This is a genomic window from Amycolatopsis sp. La24 (assembly GCF_029087445.1).
GTDB lineage: Bacteria > Actinomycetota > Actinomycetes > Mycobacteriales > Pseudonocardiaceae > Amycolatopsis > Amycolatopsis nivea.
On record NZ_JARACH010000009.1, the window covers coordinates 76,514 to 94,282 of the forward strand.

The window sequence follows — 17,769 nt, forward strand, 5'->3', positions numbered from 1 at the left end:
GGGGTTGTGTCCATGACCGCGATCACAGGAGGTCCCGCACCGATGCGCTGCGAGCCGCTGTTCCGCCCGAAATCGGTCGCCGTGGTCGGCGTTTCCGCGACCACCGCGCTCTCCTGGGGACGGATCGCGCTGGACCGGCTGCTGCGCGGCGGCTACGGCGGCGAGATCTTCGCGGTCTCCCGCGGCCCGCTCGACCTGCCCGGCGTCCGCACGGTCGGCTCGCTCGCCGAGATCGGCTACGGCCCCGACCTCGTGGTCCTCGCGACCCCGGCGGAAACGGTTCCCGCGCTGGTCAGGGAGGCGCGCGAACTCGGCTCCGGAGCGGTCGTCGTCTTCGCGTCGGGTTTCGCCGAGGGCGGCAACACCGCGCTGGAAGACGAACTGCGCGAAGCCGCCGGGGACCTGCCGGTGCTCGGCCCGAACTGCCTGGGCGTGGTGAGCCACCCGGCCGGAGTACAGCTGTCGACGACGGTTTTCCTCGACCGCGAGCGCGTGCCGCCGGGTCCGATCGCGATCGTCACGCAGAGCGGCGCGATGGGATTCGTGCTCGCTGACCTGCTCGAACAGGCCGGGATCGGCTACTCCTACTACGCGAGCGTCGGGAACGAAGCCTGCCTGTCCAGCCACGAAATCGGCAGCGACCTGCTCGACCAGCCCGACGTCGAGGTGCTCGTGCTCTACCTCGAAGGCGTGCGTGACGCGGATGGTCTCCGCGCGCTCGGCCGTCAGGCGCGGGCAGCGGGCAAGACCGTGGTCGCGCTCGCGGTGGGCAGCAGCGCCGCCGGTCGACAGGCCGCGCTGTCGCACACGGCGGCCGTCGCCGGTGATCACTTCTTGCTCGCTTCGCTGTGCCGTCAGGAAGGAATCCACCTGGTCACCGACGACGACCAGCTCGTGGACGCGGTGCTCTGCGCCCGCAAAGGCACGACGCTGCCTCCGGCACCAAGGCTCGCCGTGCTCACCATGTCCGGCGGCGCGGGCGGCATCCTCGCCGACAACCTGACCGCGCTGGGAGTGCGGATTCCGCCGCTTTCCGGTGCGACGCGCGCGAAACTCGCGGAGGTCGGCGGCGTCGAGGCCGCTGATGAGAACCCCGTCGACCTCGGCGGCAACATCGACCGCTGGCTCGACCGGGTCGGCGATCTGCTCGGCGCGCTCGACGAAGACCCGGAACTGGACGGCGTCGTGCTCTATCTGACGTTCGGCGACCGGTTCCGCGAGCCCTACCACCGGCTGGCCGCGGCCGCCGCTGCGATGCGGACGCCGACGTGGTTCGTCTGGGCCTGCGCGCCGCCCGGCGAGCTGGCGAACGTCGGACGGCCGGACACCGTGCTGCCCAGCATCGGCGCTCTCGTGCGCCGACTTCGGGTGCTGGTGCCCGACCGGGTCCCCGAGCCCGCGAGCCACACCACGGCCGATGACCGTCCAGTGTGGACTGAACTGCGCGCCATCCCGCTGTTGGAAGGCGCTGGCATTCCGCACGTGGACACCGTCGCCGGGGCCGATCTTGCCGCCAAGGCAAGACAAAACGGCTGGCCGGGGCCGTATGTGGTCAAAGGCGACGCCGCCGACGTGCCGCACCGGGCCCGGGCCGGACTCGTCCGCGTCGGCGTCACGGCGGCTGAACTCCCCGCGGTGCTGGACACCCTCCAAGCGCGGCTGGACGAGGTCTCCACCGACCCGGGCCGCATCCTCGTCGTGCAACCCCTGCTGCCGCACACCGCCGAACTCGCCCTCGGGGCGACGCGAGACCCGTTGTACGGCACGGCAATCGTCCTCGGCGCGGGCGGCGACCGTGCCGAAGACCCCACTGCGCCCCGGCGCGCGCTGCTGCTCCCGGCTACCCCAGAGCAGCGGACGGAACTGGCCGCGTGGGCCGGCGACGTCCTCGCCGCACCGGTCCCCGCCGTCGCCGCCGCGATCGACGGGCTCGTCCGCATCCTCGGCGACCATCCGGAATTCGCCGAAGCCGACCTCAACCCGCTCTGCGTCACCGGCGACGACCTGGTCGCCGTCGACGCGCTCTTCACCGAGAACGCTCAGGAGGCATCCCGTGACTGACCTGCTCGACTACGCCGACAAGGTCTGGCGAGGCGAGGCCGACACTCGCGTCTACCACACCGGCACGCTGCGCAAGGACGGTCTGCACGAGCTGGCCGAGGGCGTCTGGATGTGGCCGGCGTTCGGCAACGTCTTCCTCTTCCCCACCGCCGACGGCCTGTTCTGCTTCGACACCGGCGAACGCCGCACCGCGAAGGACCTGTTCGGCGCGACCCGCGCCCGCACCGACGCGCCGCTGCACACCGCCGTCTACTCGCACGGGCACATCGACCACGTCTTCGGCGTCGGCCCGTTCGACCTCGAAGCCGAGGAGCGCGGCTGGCGTCGCCCGTCCGTGCTGGCCCACGAGAATACGCCGCCGCGCTTCGAGCGGTACGAACGCACCCGCGGCTACAACACGGTGATCAACCAGCGGCAGTTCCAGTCGCCCGGATTCCGCTGGCCGGACCGGTACCGGCACCCCGACGTCACCTACCGCGACACCACGACCCTGCGGATCGGCGACCTGGACGTCCAGCTGAAGCACGGCCGCGGCGAGACGGACGACGCGACGATCGCGTGGCTGCCCGAGCGGAAAATCCTGTGCTGCGGCGACTTTTTCATCTGGTCCTCCCCCAACCCGGGCAACCCGCAGAAGGTCCAGCGCTACGCCGCCGAGTGGGCGCGGGCGCTGCGCTGGATGGCCGGGTTGGGCGCGGAGCTGCTGCTGCCCGGGCACGGCGTGCCGATCGTGGGCGCGGACCGGATCCGGACCGCGCTGTCCGACACCGCCGAGTTCCTCGCGACCCTGCACGACCAGACCGTGGACGCGATGAACGCGGGAGCCACGCTCGACGAGGTCGTACACGGCGTCACCGCGCCCGCCGAACTGCTGGCCAAGCCGTATCTGAAACCGTCCTACGACGAGCCGGAATTCGTCGTCCGCAACGTCTGGCGGCTCTACGGCGGTTGGTACGACGGCAACCCGGCCAACCTCAAACCCGCGCGCCGCGCCGAGCTGTCCCGCGAACTCGCCGACCTGTCCGGCGGCTCCGACCGGCTGGCCGCGCGGGCGCGGGAACTGCTCGCCGCGGGCGAACACCGGCTGGCCGGGCACTTCGCCCAACTCGCCGTGGACGCGGCCCCGGACGACGAAACCGCGCACACCGCCCGCGCGGAAGTGTTCACCGCATTGGAAAAGGCCGCGACCTCGACGATGGCCAAGGGCGTCTACGCCTGGGCCGCCGCCGAATCCCAAGCCGTGCTCGACGGAACCGACCGCGCCGAACAACTGCGCGCCCGCACCGCGGGCCGCACCCGCTGGGCCTTCTGACCCGCCTTCCGCACCACCCCGTCCGACAACGACGTTGAAATGGGGACCCCACGATGAACGCTCCCGCTCTCCCCGCCGAAACCGCCGCCGGCGGGCGCACCCGCGGCACCAGCGCCCGCGGCTGGGTCGTCACCGGGCTGCTGCTGGTGTTCATGCTGATCAACTTCGCGGACAAGGCCGTGCTCGGCCTCGCCGCGAAACCGCTGATGCACGATCTCGGCCTGTCGCCCGAGGCGTACGGCCTGATCAGCAGCGGGTTCTACTTCCTGTTCAGCATTTCCGCGATCGTGGTCGGCTTCGTGTCGAACCGCGTGCCGACCAAGTGGATCCTGCTGGTGCTGGGCGTCGTCTGGGCGCTGACGCAGGCCCCGATGCTCGGCACCGTCGGATTCGGCGCAGTGCTGGTCAGCCGGATCGTTCTGGGCGCGGCCGAGGGCCCGGCGAATCCGCTGGCCATGCACGCGGCGTACAAGTGGTTCCCCAACGAGAAACGCGGCCTGCCGAGCGCGTTGCTGAACGCCGGTTCCGGCATCGGCGTGGCACTCGCGTCGCCGCTGCTGACCGCACTGATCGTCGGCTACGGCTGGCGGTGGGCGTTCTTCGCGCTGCTCGTCGTCGGCCTCCTGTGGTCGGTGCTGTGGGCGATCTTCGGGCGGGAGGGCAAGGTCGCCGGAACCGCGTCGGTGCACGCGAACGCGGCCAAGTCCGAAGCGGACGAACCCCGTGTGCCGTACCGGCGGATCCTGCTGAACGGCACCTGGCTCGGCGGGTTCCTGGCCGGATTCGCCGCGTACTGGGCGCTGGCCGTGCTGGTCGCGTGGGTGCCGCACTACCTGGAAACGGCGTTGCACTACAGCACGGTGACCACCGGGACCCTGGTCGCGCTGCCGTGGATCGCCTCGGTCGTGTTCAACCTCGCCCAGGGCGCGCTGAGCGACCGGCTGATGCGGCGAGGCGTGTCGAGCCGGGTGGCGCGCGGCGTGCTCGGCGGGATCGCGGTGCTGATCTCCGGGCTCGCGATGCTGCTGTTCCCGCACACCGGCGGCTGGTTCCAGATCGCGCTGCTGACCGTCGCGTTCAGCCTGGGCGGGGTCGTGTTCGCGCTCGGCGTCACGATGAACGCCGAGATCAGCCCGACCCGCCAGCGCGGCGCGGTGCTGTCCATCACCGTCGGCCTGGTCACCACCGCCGGACTGCTCGCCCCGTACCTCACCGGACGGCTGATCCAGGCCGCCTCGTCGCCGGTCAGCGGCTTCACGCTCGCCTTCACGATCAGCGGCCTGCTGTCCATTGTGGGCGGTCTGCTGGCCGTCTTCTTCGTCAACCCCGACCGCACCGCGCGGCGGCTCGGGCTCCGCACCGAGGTGGTTCGCTGATGCCTTTCCAGGACACCAAAAACCCGCTCTACGGCAGCGGCCAGGTCACCGAGGTCGCGCCCGGCGTGCGCTCGATCGGCTTGCAGGGCAACAGCCTGACGGTGGAAACCGCGTCGGGCCTCGTCGTGGTCGACACCGGACCGTCCCCCGACCTTGTCGCGCCGGTGCTGGACCAGCTGCGCGAACCGGTGCGGTGGATCGTCTACAGCCACGGGCATCTCGGCTACAACTACGGCGTGCCCGGGTTCTTCGATTACGCGGCCGCGCACGGCGAACGCCGCCCGACCGTCGTGGCGCACGAGAACGTCGTCCGGCGCTACCAGCGGTATCTCGAGACGGCCGGATTGCAGAACCACATCAACACCCGGCAGTTCCGCCGTCCGATGGACGACCTGTCGGCTCCCCCGCCGCTCACCTTCCCCGACCAGACCTACCGGGAAGCGATGACGCTGACCCCCGACGTCCGGCTGCTGTGGGCACCCTCCGAAACCGACGACGTGACCGCGGTGTGGCTGCCTTCCCAGCGGGTTCTGTACGGCAGTGCTGCCGTGATCAACGGCATCCCCAACATCGGGACGCCCATGCGGACCATGCGCGACACCGTCCGCTGGGCCGACACCCTGGACCGGCTCGCCGCGCTGAACCCGGCGATCCTGGTGCCGGAATTCGGCCCGGTGGTGCGCGAAGACCCGGTGCGGCAGCTCACCATGACCGCCGCCGCGCTCCGATGGCTGCGCAGCGCGGTGGTGGACGAGCTCAACCAGGGCCGGAGGGTGGACGACATCGTGCACGATCTCCGGTACCCGGCTGAGTTGTTCGACGTGCCGTGGATGCGCGAGCACTACGGGCACCGGGAGTACATCGTCCGCGACATTGTCCGCTCGGAAACCGGGTGGTGGGACGGAAATCCGACGACCCTGCACCCGTCCCGCCCGGACGTCGCGGCCGCTGCCCGCGCGGAGGCGATCACGGACAAGCAGGCGGTGCTCGACCAGGCCGAGCGGCTGCGCGGTGACGGGCGGGTGCAGGAGGCGTTGCATGTCATCGATTTGCTGGCGCTCGCACCTGGCGATGATCCCTTGGTGAAGCAGGCTCGAGCGATGAAGGAAGAGCTGTGCGCGGTGCGGGCGGAGGAGGCTAGCAGTTACGTGTCGCGGAGTTTCTACCGCAACGGCTGGTGATACCGCGGCGACAGTTGGCCTCCGGCCAGCGCCGACCTTCGGAAGCACAGACCGCAGCAACCGAAGCAAGCGTGGTCGAGGCAACCACGACAGAAACCTCCACACTTTCCGGCTCCGGCTAAGCAAGAGGAGCCCCCGATACCGCAGCCTCAGGTCGGCGCAAAGCCGCGAGCTGCAACCCGAGCACAACCCCGACCCCGATCGCTGCGGTGGACACAATCGCCTCCGCTACTGCGTCCCAGGCGCCGGGGACCCGTGCGAATACCTGCGACAGGCTCAGATACAGCGCAGGCCCCGGCAGCACCGCACCCGTCAAACCCGGGATCGTGACCACCGCGGTCGGCACCTTCAGCCTCCGCGAAGCCACCCCGGCCAGCACGCCCAGTACCGTCGTGGCAAGGAAAATCGACACCGGAGCCGACAGGCCGAGCGCCGACCGGCCCGTCCAGTTGGCCAGTGACGTCACGATCCCCGCCCCGCACGCGAGCAGCCACCAGCGCGCGGGCGTGCCCATCAGGATCGCGTTGCCCAGTGCACCCACCAGGGCCGTCACCGGGACCAGGGCCAGCGGCAGCGCGGCGAGTTGCACCCGGCTTGCCGCGCCGAGGATGTCGAGGTCGTTCGCCACCAACACCACGACCATCACGCCGGTCGCGATCGCCCCGGTGAGCAGCAGGACCGTCACGATCCGGGCGGCTGCCATCAGGTGGAAGTCGCCGACCGCGTCCTCGACCAGCGACACCAGCGACAGGATCGGCAGCAGCAGCACGAGGTTCGCCGCCGAAAGGCTCGCCGCCTCGTGCCCGGTGAGCATCCCGAGCGACAGCAAGGAGATCGCGACGACCAGCACCGTGCTGGCTTTGGCCGCGACCTGGAAGAACTCCGCGATGCCGACCGTGCTCAACGCCCAACCCACCCGGTTGGCGAGAACGAACAAGCCGGCCGACACCGCCGCGGCGAGCACGGTTCCGTTCGCCTGAAGGCAAATCATCGCGGCGAGCAGGCAGCCGCCGAGCAAACTCAGGTACCACGGCCAAGTCGGTCCGGCTTGAGCGAGGATTCCGGCGTCGCGCTCGGCTTCGGCAGGCGAAATCGTACCGGCGGCCGCGCGGACGGCGAGCGCCTCCAAGTCTCCCATCCGGCCGATGTCGCGCGCGTCGTTCGCCTGCACGCTCCCGAACAGCACCAGCGGTTCTTCCCCGCCGCCGCAGTATTGGAGGTGAATTGCCCGTACTCCCACCAAAATCCGCAGATCCTCGACGCCGCCCGCCGCGGCCAGCCCGCGGACTGTGCGCACGACGACGGCAGTTTCGATGCCCTGCCGGAACATCTGCATCGCCACCTCGAGGGCGAAGCTCAGCACCCGTCGCGCCCGTTCGCGCTCGTCCACTGCCATGCCCCGCACTTTAAGCAGCCGCCCCGACAAGAAAGCGCCCGCGAACGCGCCGAACGGAACCCTTCGCCCGATCGTGGCGGACCCTGACTTCCGCTTAGCAGAACACCCCCGGACAGCCGCTTGCGCGAACGACCGCGAGGGCCACACTTTGGAGTGAACCGCCGCAATACCTGTGACACGGCCCACATCTGAACCGATACACCTTCTGCCGTGCCTCGTACCGCATCGCGCGCCGAACGGCAGGACCTGGGGGAACCGCACGTGCTGACCGCCGCAGAACTCTTTGTCCGGCAAGCCTTCCGGCGACCAGCGGCGGGAACGGCCGTGCCGGAGCCGGTCGTCGCGCTGCTCGGGCCGAAGGGTTCGGGCAAGAGCACCGCGCTCAAAACGATCTCCGGCACCTGCGGCGGCACGCTCGTCCACGCCCGGCTCGATTTCCAGGACGCCCAGGTCGCCGATCCGATCTCCGCCGCCGCGTACGTGTCCTTCCTGCTCGCCCGGCACTGGGACAACCTGCCGCGCGACCCGGCCTTCCACCGCGTCGGGCTTTCCCTGCTGGCACTGAACGAAACCCTGCCGCAGGACCGGGACGCGGCCCGGGCGCACGTCCTCCAGCTCGTCGGGAGCTACTTGCACCAGGGCGACGAGCACCCGGTCGCGGACCTGGCCGGCGAGGCGGTCCGGTTCGCGCTGTCGCTGTCCGGGATCGGCGCGCAGGTGCCGGGACCCGCCGTCCAGCAAGCGGTCAGCAGCGGAATCGGCGCGCTGCTGCGGCTCGCGAACCGGCGGCGGCGAAGCGTGCGGCAGGCGCTGAAATGGTTCAGCGGCTTGCTGGAGGGAGCCAGCACGATCGACTCGCTGATCGACCTGAGCCAGCGCAGTTCGGACCCGGTCCCACACGTGCTGAACGCGTTCCTGACCGATTTGTCGCGCAGTGCCGATCAATGGACGACGCCGGTGCGCCGGTGCGAGTGCCTGGCCCCGCACAGACAGGACGTTCCGCACGAGCACGCCTGGGCGCTGCTGATCGACAACGTTGATGCCACCCCCGCCGGTCGCGAATTCCTCTCCGCTTTCGTACGTGCACGGCAGAATCGGTTGCCCGAACGCGATCCGCTGCTGATCGTGGCGGCGATGGACCGGTGGTCGTCCGCCTGGGGGCACTGGTGGCGGGAACCGTGGCGGACGAAGGCGGACTGCCCGGACAAGCGGCCGATTCCCCTGCTGTCCCAGGCCGATTTCAAGCAGTGGACCCATCATCTCGCCGCCACTGCCGACCGGGGCGACTCCCCGACCCGCGCGTGGTATCCCGTGTGGCTGGACCCGCCCGGTCCCGAGGTGCTGCGCAAGCTCGCCCCGACCCCGCCGGACGGCTGGGAACCGGCTGTCTTCGACGAGTTCGTCCAGCGGCTCTCCGGCGGCCTGCCCGCCGCCGCGCAGGAAATCGGCCGCCGCGCCGCCGAACTTCCGGTCGACGCCAGCCCGCCCGCCCGGTCGCTGCTGTTCCAGCCGCACAACGGAATCGCGCTGTGGGAACGCGCGCTGACCTCTTTCCTACCGCGGTCGCTGCTGGCGGACTCGCTGCCGGCCGTCGTTCCGCAGGCAGTCGCGGTGGGGGTACGGCTCGGCCAGCCGGGACAGTCGGCCCCGCTGGATCCGGCCGCCTTCCCCGACGCGAACGACATCCTGCGCGCACTGCGGGAAAACCTGTGGGTCAGCACCTTCGCCGCCCGGCCCTCGCGGCTGTGGCCGGTCGCCGTCCCCGGGCGGGAACACCCGGCGGCCCTGCACCCGTGGCTGCTCGCCTGCCTGCTGGCCGGTCTGCACGCGCAGAGCGCCGCCGACCGCCATCCGGTAGCCATGACGTGGGCCGAGGTGTTCCGGCGGATGGCGAACACCTGCGCCGAACCGACCGGCGAGGCCGAGGACCAGGCCCGGCGGCTGTATTACGCCCTTGCCTGCGACAACTTCGCGGCCGTCGTCGACGAACTGGTCACCGAATTCGCCAAGAGCGGGCACCCCGACTGGGTCCGGCTGGTCGACCAGATCACGCGGGCACCGTGCCGCCTGGCCGCGGTCGAGCCGACCGACGACAGCGTCGCGAAGCTCGTGCCGGACGGGCAGCCGGGGCGGGAGTCCGCCGAGGCCGCGATCACCAGCATCGTCGCGCGGCTCTGGCTCTACCACGATCCGCACACCGTTCCCAGCCCGGCGCACGACCAGCGGATCTCCAAGAACTTCACCAGATTGGCCGGCAACTACGCGGCCCGCGACGACACCGACGCGCTGACCGACGCCGCCGCGCAATTCGGCGGCCGGTGAAAGCCGCTTTCCCGACAGGAGCGTGATGGACCGCATTCGCAAGCTGCTGCGCTGGTTCACCTACCGATTCCCGCGGCTGGCCAACTGGGTGCTGCGGCGTCCGGTGCTGGCGACCGGTTTCGCCACGCTGACGGTGGTCGTCCTCGTCGCCGCGGGCCTGTTCGTCCCGCCGTTGTTCGCGCGGTGCGGGGAAGGCATGACCGCGGACGCGAACGACGCGTGCGTCGGCATCAACCTGGACAGCGCGCAGTTCCGGCAGAACGAGCCGGAGCACATGCGGGAGCTGGAAGCCGCGGTCCGGGCCAACAACGCGGCGATCACCGGCAATTACGTGTCCGTGGTGCTGTTCCAGGACATGTCGCCGAACGAGGGCGTCGACACCCGGCTCTACCCTGATCTGTACCCGGACATCGAGGGCGCGATCGCCGGTGCGTGGCGGGCCAACCACACCGCCGCGTTCCAGGGCAGCGTGCCGAAGGTGAAGCTGTTCCTGGCAAACATGGGCAGCCAGTACGCGAGCTGGTCCGAGGCCGTCGACAAGATCTCCGAGCACGCGGCGGCCAACCACGTGGTCTCGGTGATCGGGCTCGGCCAGAGCATGGACAACACCCGCGCGGCGGCCGCGAAACTGACCGCGCAGGCGCATCTGCCGGTGATCGGCGCGACCGTCACCGGGGACACTATGAACCTCACCCCCGAGGGCAAGCTCAACACCGGGTTCTTCCGCACCTCGCCCACCAACACCCATTCCGTGGCGGCCGCCGCCCGGTTCATCGCGAGCATCGAGCCGGATCCGTCGCGGGTCGCGATCGTGCAGGACAACATCCCCGGCGACGACTACACCCAGACCCTCGGCTCGCGGGCGGTGAAGGAAATGCCCGCCGCGCACCGGTTCCCGTTCACCTCGCCGGGCGCGCTGCCGCACGACGTCTCCCGCGCCGACCCGCTGCTCACCCAGTTCGCGTACCTGAATCAGAATCTGTGCTCAGTCGCCCCGACGGTCGTCTACTTCACCGGCCGCGGCACCGACCTCAGGCCGTTCGTGCAGTCCTGGACGCAAGGGAACACGCCGTGCGCCAACGGAAAACTGACTGTCGTCACCGGCGACGACGGCGGCTCCGCGATCAACGAGGCCAGCCTCCGCGACGCCGTCCGCGGCGGCCACGTCCGGGTGCTGTTCACCTCGCTGGCCAGCCCGGACGAATGGGGTCCGTGCAACGGCAGCGCCGAACAGGCCGCCTACAACACTTTCCAGTCGGTCTTCACCGGCAAACCCGGCGTGTGCAACGGCCAGACCGTCCGCGCGGACGACGGCGCCGCCCCGCTGACGTTCTCCGTCGCCGACCTCGGCAGCGGCGAAGGCATCCTCGCCCACGACGCCATGATTGTCGCCGTGATGGCCGCCCGCCGCGCCGCGAACGGCAACGCCGACACGGTGGTGCGCACGCCGCTGTCCCAAATCGGCCTCATCGAGGAGATGCGCTGCCAGAACGCCGTCCAGGGCGCGAGCGGGACCATCCAGTTCAGCCCCGATCAGGCGCAGTACGGCAACCCGGTGGAAAAACCGTTCCCGGTCGTCGAGATCAGGGCCGACGGATCCACCGCGACAGTGTGGAACAAGGCGGTCACGACTGCGGTGCCGAAAACATCCTGCTGACGCCTCGGCCGTCGAGCCAGCCGCGGTAGCGACGCAACGCGCGTTGCTGCAGGACGGTCTCTTTCGCCAGAGCCAGCTTGGGATTCGTCCGCAGTCGCGGCGTACGGCCGGCCCCGACCCGCCGTAGCTGCCGACGTACCCGAGCCATCCCAGCGGCCGAAGCCAGCGCTTTGTCCTTGATCGCCACCGGTGCCAGCTCCACCGCCGCATCCTCGCCGTGGAGCCACTTCTTCGGCAGGTCGGGATCCACCGCCAGCGCCGTCCCCATCCCGGCCAGGTCGATGCCCCCGGCCAGTACCTGCTCGGCGACCGGCCGCCGGACGATGCCGCCGGTCAGCATCAACGGCAGCGGGCTCGTCGCGGCGAGTTCTTCGGCCAGAGTCAGGAAGTACGCCTCTCGCGCCACCGTGCGTTCGTCGGCGGAACGACCCGACATCGCCGGGCTTTCGTAGCTGCCGCCGGACAGCTCGACCACGTCGACCCCGAGCGGAGCCAGCATCTCGATCACCCGGCCCGCATCCGCGGCGTCGAACCCGCCCCGCTGGAAGTCCGCCGAGTTCAGTTTCACCGCGACCGCGAACGCCGGGGAGACCACGTCGCGCACGGCTCGCACGATGTCGAGCAGCAGCCGCGCCCGGTTCTCCAGGCTGCCGCCCCACTCGTCGGTCCGCCGGTTGACCAGCGGCGACAGGAACTGTGACAGCAGGTATCCGTGCGCGGCGTGGATCTCGACCCCGTCGAACCCGGCCTCCTCGGCACGACGCGCGGTCTCGGCGAACCTCGCCACTGTCTGTCCAATCTGGACTGCCGTCATCTCGGTCGGCTGCGCGAGCCGTTTGCTCTGCTTGCCGAGGTTCACCTTGACCGCCGACGGACCCCACGCGACGCCGGGCATGTTCGCCATCACCTGGCGTCCGGGGTGGTTGATCTGCATCCACACCCGTGCCCCGCCGCTCTTGGCCGCGTCCGCCCACACGCGGAACGGCTCCAGCGGCGACTGGTCGTCCAGGACGATGCCGGCCGGCCCGGTCATCGCTTCGGCGTGCACCATCACGTTGCCGGTGATGATCAGTCCGGCGCCGCCTTCGCTCCAGCGCCGGTACAGGCGGCGGATGCGCTCGTCGGGCAGCTGCCCGGGGCCGGCCATGTTCTCCTCCATGGCCGCTTTGACGATCCGGTTGGCGAGCGCGGGCCCGTGGGCGGGCGCGAATGGAGTGAACAGCGGCGAGGTCGTCATGATTCCTTCGCTCCATGCGGTATGTTTGCAGTGCTCACATAAGAGTAGGAGGCGATGTAAGCAGTGTCAACTTCGACGAAGGACGGCTACCATCACGGCGATCTGCGGGCAGCCCTGCTGACGACCGCAATGGAGATGCTCGAGCAGGGCGAGCAGTTCTCCCTGCGGGCGGTCGCCCGAAAAGCGGGCGTCTCCCCGACCGCCCCGTACCGGCATTTCGCCGACCGCGACGCCCTGGAATCAGCGCTGGCCGCCCAGGGCCTGCGCGACCTCGATGCCGACCTGAACCAAGCCGACGCCACGCCGAAAACAGTCGCCGAGCTAGCCGAATTGGGCGTCGCGTACGTCGACTTCGCCCTCCGCCGCCCAGCGCTGTTCCGGCTCATGTTCGGCAACGCCTGCGACGACACGAACGACGATCGCGTCACCGCGGCAGCCGCGGTGCACGAGACGCTCGCCCGCGCCGTCGCGAACGTGTTCCCCGACGCCGACCTGGCCAGCATCACCGTCGGCGGATGGGGAATGGTGCACGGACTGGCCTGCCTGCACCTCGACGGCAAGCTCGCCAGCACCTCCGCCGACGACGTCGCGAACCAGGTCCGAGCGTCCTTCACCGCGGTCTTCGCCGCCCGGCCGGGTGACTGACGACTCCCAGTGTTGACAGTGCTCACATCGCAGCCTACCGCGATGTAAGCACTGCACACATAACGTGAGGGAGCACCCCGATGGCACCGCCCAGCCAGGACAGCCCGGCGAGGACCGGAACAGTGGAGGTCGACCTCGGCGACCGCCGCGTCGCCGTTCCCGCGGGCGGGCTGTTCGACCGCTACCGGATGGACACCGACCTCGACGAGGTGGCCCGCGACCCGCGCGTCAGCGGCGTCGAGTTCTTCCGCGGCCTGCCCAAGACGAAGGTCGAGTCGCCGATCGGCCCGACGCTGACGCCGAACTTCTACTACCGGATGTCCTCGGCCCGGCTGACCATGCTCGCCCGGTCCCGCGCGATCCGCGCCCGGCTGCCGAGGGAGCTGGCGCCGCTGGAGGTCGCGCCCGGCCTCGGCCTGGTGTCGGTGATGTTCTTCCGCTACGACGTGTGCGACATCGACTTCTACACCGAGGCCGCCGTCGGCGTCGCGGTCCAGCCCGCGCGGCACGGGAAGCTCGGGTTCGTGGACCTGGTCGCCGCGCTCAAGAACGACCACCTCGACACTTACGTCCTGTCGCTGCCGGTCAACACCGACATCGCACAGGTCCGCGGCCACGACGGCTACGGCTTCCCCAAGTGGGTCACCGAACTGGACGTCGACATCGACGCGAACCGCACCACCGCCCGGGTCGCCAACGACTCCGGCGAACTCGACCTGGCGCTGTCGGCCGCCACTCCCGCGCAGACCAGGCACCCCAGCGGCGAACGCGTTTCGACGCTCACCTCGTACACCACCATCAACGGCGCCTGGCACTCGACGCTCAGCCAGACCAACGCGCTGTCGTCCGGCAGCACGTCCTTCCCGCGCGACGTCGACCTCAAGCTCGGCCGCGGCCGGATGAGCGACGACCTGCGCTCGCTCAAGCCGACCCGACCGGTCCGCCTGGACGTGCTCGCCGAAGGCCAGCTCGCCCTGCACCTGCCGGTCCCGTATTCGGTTCCCCAGCAAGGAGTTTCGCGATGACCAAGGTTCTGCAGGTGCTCTCCGCCGCCCGCGTGTGGACGCTGAAGGACGGCACCGAGCACCCCACCGGGTTCTGGGCCGAGGAATTCGTCGTCCCCTACACGCTGTTCACCGACGAAGGCTGGGACGTCACAGTCGCCACCCCCGGCGGCAAACAGCCCGTGGCCGACCAGCTCAGCCTCGGTGTCAAAGGCGGCGTTCTCCCGCACACCGCCAAGAAACTGCGCGCCGAACTCGACCGACTCTCCCCGGTCCTGGAACACCCCGCCGACCTGTCCAAACTGGACCCGGACGACTTCGACGTCGTCTTCTACTCCGGCGGCCACGGCCCGATGGAAGACCTCGCCGTCGACCCGGTTTCCGGCGCCCTGCTGACCAAACGGCTCTCCTCCGACCGGCCGCTCGCGCTGCTGTGCCACGCCCCCGCAGCCGCGCTCGCCGCGAAAAACCCGGACGGCAGCTGGCCCTTCGCGGGCTACCGGATGACCGGGCTCTCCAACGTCGAGGAACGGTTCAACCCGTTCGCGTGGAAAGCCAAGTGGCTGCTGGAAGACCGGCTCAAGGAAGCGGGCGCGGACTACACCTCGGGATTGCCGCTGAAGTCGCACGTGGTCGTGGACCGCAACCTCTACACCGGCCAGAACCCCGGATCCTCAGCCGCGCTCGCACGCCGCATCATCGAGGACGTCTCCGCCGCCTAGCGCGAACGACGTTACCCCTTACGATCATCGGCTGACAGCTCCAGTGCGTCGAGAACCAGCGCGGCCATCGCTGCCGGGTCACCGTCTTCCGGGCGCAGCACCAGATCCGGGGACGCGGGGCGTTCATACGGCGCGTCCACTCCAGTGAACCCGGTGATTTCGCCCGCGCGCGCCTTCGCGTACATGCCCTTCGGATCGCGGTCCTCGCACACTTCGAGCGGAGTGTCGACGAAGATCTCCAAGAACGGCAGACCCGCGGTTTCGTGGATGGTTCGCGCGAGTTCGCGGTCCGCCTGGTACGGGCTGATCAACGACACCACCGCCACCATCCCGGCGTCGGCGAACAGCTTCGCGACCTCCGCGACGCGGCGGATGTTCTCGGCTCGTTGCGCCGGGGCGAAGCCGAGGTCGCCGTTGAGCCCGTGCCGGAGGTTGTCGCCGTCGAGCAGGTACGCGGGGCGGCCCGAGGCGACCAGCCTGCGCTCCAGTTCCACGGCCACGCTCGACTTGCCCGAGGCGGACAGCCCGGTGAGCCAGACTGTCCGGCCGCGGGTCGCGCGTTCGTCGCGCGAGACCGCCGCGGGATGCCAGACCACGTTCGGTGCGGTCGCGCTCGGGCCGGTGATCATGCCCGCTCCGACGGTGTCGCCGGAGTGTTCGTCGACCAGCAGGAAGCCGCCGGTCGGCCGGTTTCGGGCATAGGGGTCGAACAGGAGCGGCTGCCGCGTCCGCAGCCGGATCCGGCCGATTTCGTTGAGCGACAACGACTCCGCCGTTTCGTCGCGGTGCAGCGTGGTGACGTCCAGCCGGTAGTCGAGCGTGCGGACCTCGGCCTTGGTCTCGCGCGTGGTGTGCCGGACAAGGTAGTTCGCGCCCGGAGCGAGCGAGGCCTGGTCGGAGAACCAGCACACCATGGCGTCGACGTCCTGGCCCACGTGCGGACGGTTGCCCGGACGGCAGATCAGGTCGCCGCGGCTGAGGTCCAGTTCGTCGGCGAGCTCGATGGTCACCGCCAGCGACGCGAACGCCTCGGGCACCTCGACCCCGCCGGGTCCCCAGATCGCACGCACGGTCGTGGTGAATCCGGACGGCAGCACGGTCACCTCGTCGCCGGGCTTGAAGACGCCGCCCGCCACCGTCCCGGCGTAGCCGCGGAAATCCCGGCTGTGCTCGCGAATCACGTACTGCACTGGAAAACGTGCGTCCACGAGGTTCCGGTCGGAAGCGACGTGCACCTGTTCCAGGTGGTGCAGCAGCGAAGTGCCTTCGTACCAGGGCATGCTCGCGCCCCGGTGCACCACGTTGTCGCCGTGCAGCGCGGACATCGGCACGAAGGTCAGATCCGGGGTCTGCAATTTCATCGCGAACCGGCGGAAGTCCTCGCGGATTTCCTCGAACCGTTCCTGCGACCAGTCGACCAGGTCCATTTTGTTCACGCACACCACCAGGTGCCGGATGCCCAGCAGACTGGCGAGGAACGCGTGCCGGCGCGACTGTTCGAGCACGCCTTTGCGCGCGTCGACCAGGATCAGCGCGACGTCCGAAGTGGACGCTCCGGTGACCATGTTCCGGGTGTACTGCACGTGCCCCGGCGTGTCGGCGATGATGAACTTCCGTTTGGGCGTGGCGAAATACCGGTGTGCTACGTCGATGGTGATGCCCTGTTCGCGTTCCGCGCGCAGGCCGTCGGTGAGCAGGGCGAGGTCCGGGTACGCGTCGCCGCGGTCCCGGCTGGTGCGCTCGATCGCTTCGAGCTGGTCGGCGAACACCGTCTTCGAATCGAACAGCAGCCGGCCGATCAGGGTCGATTTGCCGTCGTCCACGCTGCCCGCGGTGGCGAGCCGCACCGTCGTGACCCGGTCCCCGGCGCTCATCAGAAGTAGCCTTCCTTTTTGCGGTCTTCCATTCCGGCCTCGGAAATCCGGTCGTCGGCCCGGGTCGCGCCGCGTTCGGTCACCCGCGTCGCGGCGACCTCGGCCACCACTTCCGCCGGTGACGAAGCGGTCGATTCGACGCACCCGGTGCAGGTCGCGTCGCCGATCGTGCGGAAGCGAACCGTTGCCGGATAAGGCACTTCGCCCTCGGCCACGGCGAGGAACCGGGTGTCGGCGAGCAGCATCCCGTCGCGCTGGACCACCGACCGGCGGTGCGCGTAATACAGCGACGGCAGGGTCACGTCCTCCGCCTCGACGTACTGCCAGATGTCCAGCTCGGTCCAATTCGACAGCGGGAAAACCCGGATGTGCTCGCCTTTGCGATGCCTGCCGTTGTACAGATTCCACAATTCCGGACGCTGCCGCCGGGGATCCCATTGCCCGAACTCGTCGCGGAAGCTGAACACGCGTTCCTTGGCCCGGGCTTTCTCCTCGTCGCGGCGCGCGCCGCCGAACACCGCGTCGAAGCCGTTCTCGCGGATGCCGCGCAACAACGTGGCCGTCTGGAGCCGATTCCGGCCCGCTTTCGGATCCTCGACGCTCCGGCCCGCGTCGATGTCGTCCTGGACGCTCGCGACCAGCAGCCGCAACCCGTAGCGCTCAACGGTTTCGTCGCGGAACCGGATCACCTCGTCGAAATTGTGCCCGGTGTCGACGTGCATGACCGGGAACGGCAACGGCGCGGGCCAGAACGCTTTCGCCGCGACGTGCAGCATCACCATCGAGTCTTTCCCGCCGGAGAACAGCAGCACCGGCCGTTCAAAGGTGGCCGCGACCTCGCGGAAGACGTGCACGGCTTCGGCTTCGAGCACACCGAGGTGGCTCAGCTCGTAGGCCGGGGGTGCCTGGGTCGCCATCGGATCCGCCCTTCCGAGGTTCGAGGACAGAAAAGTAGAACAGGTTCTTGCACTCGGTCAAGCGG

The 17,769-nt window shown here is 69.8% G+C and carries 13 protein-coding genes; 9 read left to right on the top strand and 4 right to left on the bottom strand.

Annotated elements, in window-relative coordinates; translation table 11 throughout:
• The first annotated feature begins 12 nt into the window (after positions 1-12).
• The 4 genes from PUT80_RS12520 to PUT80_RS12535 are packed head-to-tail and all read left to right on the top strand — an operon-like array spanning position 13 to position 5,930.
• Positions 13-2,061 (top strand): acetate--CoA ligase family protein, encoded by a 2,049-nt coding sequence (locus PUT80_RS12520; RefSeq protein WP_275292019.1) that lies wholly within the window; start codon positions 13-15, stop codon positions 2,059-2,061.
• The gene (locus tag PUT80_RS12525; RefSeq protein ID WP_275292020.1) at positions 2,054-3,373 is read left to right on the top strand and encodes an alkyl sulfatase dimerization domain-containing protein; all 1,320 of its coding nucleotides are present in this window, start codon (positions 2,054-2,056) and stop codon (positions 3,371-3,373) included. Before PUT80_RS12520 ends, PUT80_RS12525 begins: the two co-directional genes overlap by 8 nt.
• 53 nt (positions 3,374-3,426) lie before the next feature.
• Entirely contained in the window at positions 3,427-4,749 is a 1,323-nt protein-coding gene (locus tag PUT80_RS12530) for an MFS transporter (protein ID WP_275292021.1), read from the top strand.
• On the top strand, positions 4,749-5,930 hold the full coding sequence (locus tag PUT80_RS12535) for an alkyl sulfatase dimerization domain-containing protein (protein ID WP_275292022.1): 1,182 nt from the start codon (positions 4,749-4,751) through the stop codon (positions 5,928-5,930). The genes PUT80_RS12530 and PUT80_RS12535 overlap by 1 nt, the downstream gene beginning before the upstream one ends.
• A 118-nt stretch (positions 5,931-6,048) precedes the next feature.
• Here PUT80_RS12535 and PUT80_RS12540 read toward each other — a convergent pair whose 3' ends face one another.
• A complete protein-coding gene (locus tag PUT80_RS12540) occupies positions 6,049-7,326 on the bottom strand; it encodes a threonine/serine exporter family protein (RefSeq protein ID WP_275292023.1) in 1,278 nt (425 codons plus the stop codon).
• A gap of 210 nt (positions 7,327-7,536) precedes the next feature.
• Here PUT80_RS12540 and PUT80_RS12545 point away from each other — a divergent pair, with 210 nt between their 5' ends.
• The gene (locus PUT80_RS12545; protein WP_275292024.1) at positions 7,537-9,648 is read left to right on the top strand and encodes a hypothetical protein; all 2,112 of its coding nucleotides are present in this window, start codon (positions 7,537-7,539) and stop codon (positions 9,646-9,648) included.
• Positions 9,649-9,673: 25 nt separating this feature from the next.
• A complete protein-coding gene (locus tag PUT80_RS12550) occupies positions 9,674-11,305 on the top strand; it encodes a hypothetical protein (RefSeq protein ID WP_275292025.1) in 1,632 nt (543 codons plus the stop codon).
• Here the strand turns inward: PUT80_RS12550 and PUT80_RS12555 are convergent.
• Positions 11,274-12,542: an NADH:flavin oxidoreductase/NADH oxidase family protein gene (locus PUT80_RS12555; RefSeq protein WP_275292026.1), complete on the bottom strand. Its 1,269-nt coding sequence runs from the start codon at positions 12,540-12,542 to the stop codon at positions 11,274-11,276. The genes PUT80_RS12550 and PUT80_RS12555 overlap by 32 nt on opposite strands.
• A 63-nt stretch (positions 12,543-12,605) precedes the next feature.
• Here PUT80_RS12555 and PUT80_RS12560 point away from each other — a divergent pair, with 63 nt between their 5' ends.
• The 3 genes from PUT80_RS12560 to PUT80_RS12570 all read left to right on the top strand — a co-directional run bounded on the left by PUT80_RS12560 (position 12,606) and on the right by PUT80_RS12570 (position 14,913).
• Positions 12,606-13,187 (top strand): TetR/AcrR family transcriptional regulator, encoded by a 582-nt coding sequence (locus tag PUT80_RS12560; protein ID WP_275292027.1) that lies wholly within the window; start codon positions 12,606-12,608, stop codon positions 13,185-13,187.
• 80 nt (positions 13,188-13,267) lie between these two features.
• Positions 13,268-14,212 carry an acetoacetate decarboxylase family protein gene (locus PUT80_RS12565; RefSeq protein WP_275292028.1) on the top strand — a complete coding sequence of 315 codons (945 nt, stop codon included), beginning with the start codon at positions 13,268-13,270 and terminating at the stop codon, positions 14,210-14,212.
• On the top strand, positions 14,209-14,913 hold the full coding sequence (locus PUT80_RS12570) for a type 1 glutamine amidotransferase domain-containing protein (RefSeq protein ID WP_275292029.1): 705 nt from the start codon (positions 14,209-14,211) through the stop codon (positions 14,911-14,913). Before PUT80_RS12565 ends, PUT80_RS12570 begins: the two co-directional genes overlap by 4 nt.
• Before the next feature lie 11 nt (positions 14,914-14,924).
• Here the strand turns inward: PUT80_RS12570 and cysC are convergent, their stop codons facing one another.
• Positions 14,925-16,787, bottom strand: a complete 1,863-nt coding sequence (gene cysC / locus PUT80_RS12575; protein WP_275292030.1) for an adenylyl-sulfate kinase — start codon at positions 16,785-16,787, stop codon at positions 14,925-14,927.
• Entirely contained in the window at positions 16,787-17,704 is a 918-nt protein-coding gene (gene cysD / locus PUT80_RS12580; RefSeq protein WP_275292031.1) for a sulfate adenylyltransferase subunit CysD, read from the bottom strand. Before cysD ends, cysC begins: the two co-directional genes overlap by 1 nt.
• Between the last annotated feature and the right edge of the window lie 65 nt (positions 17,705-17,769).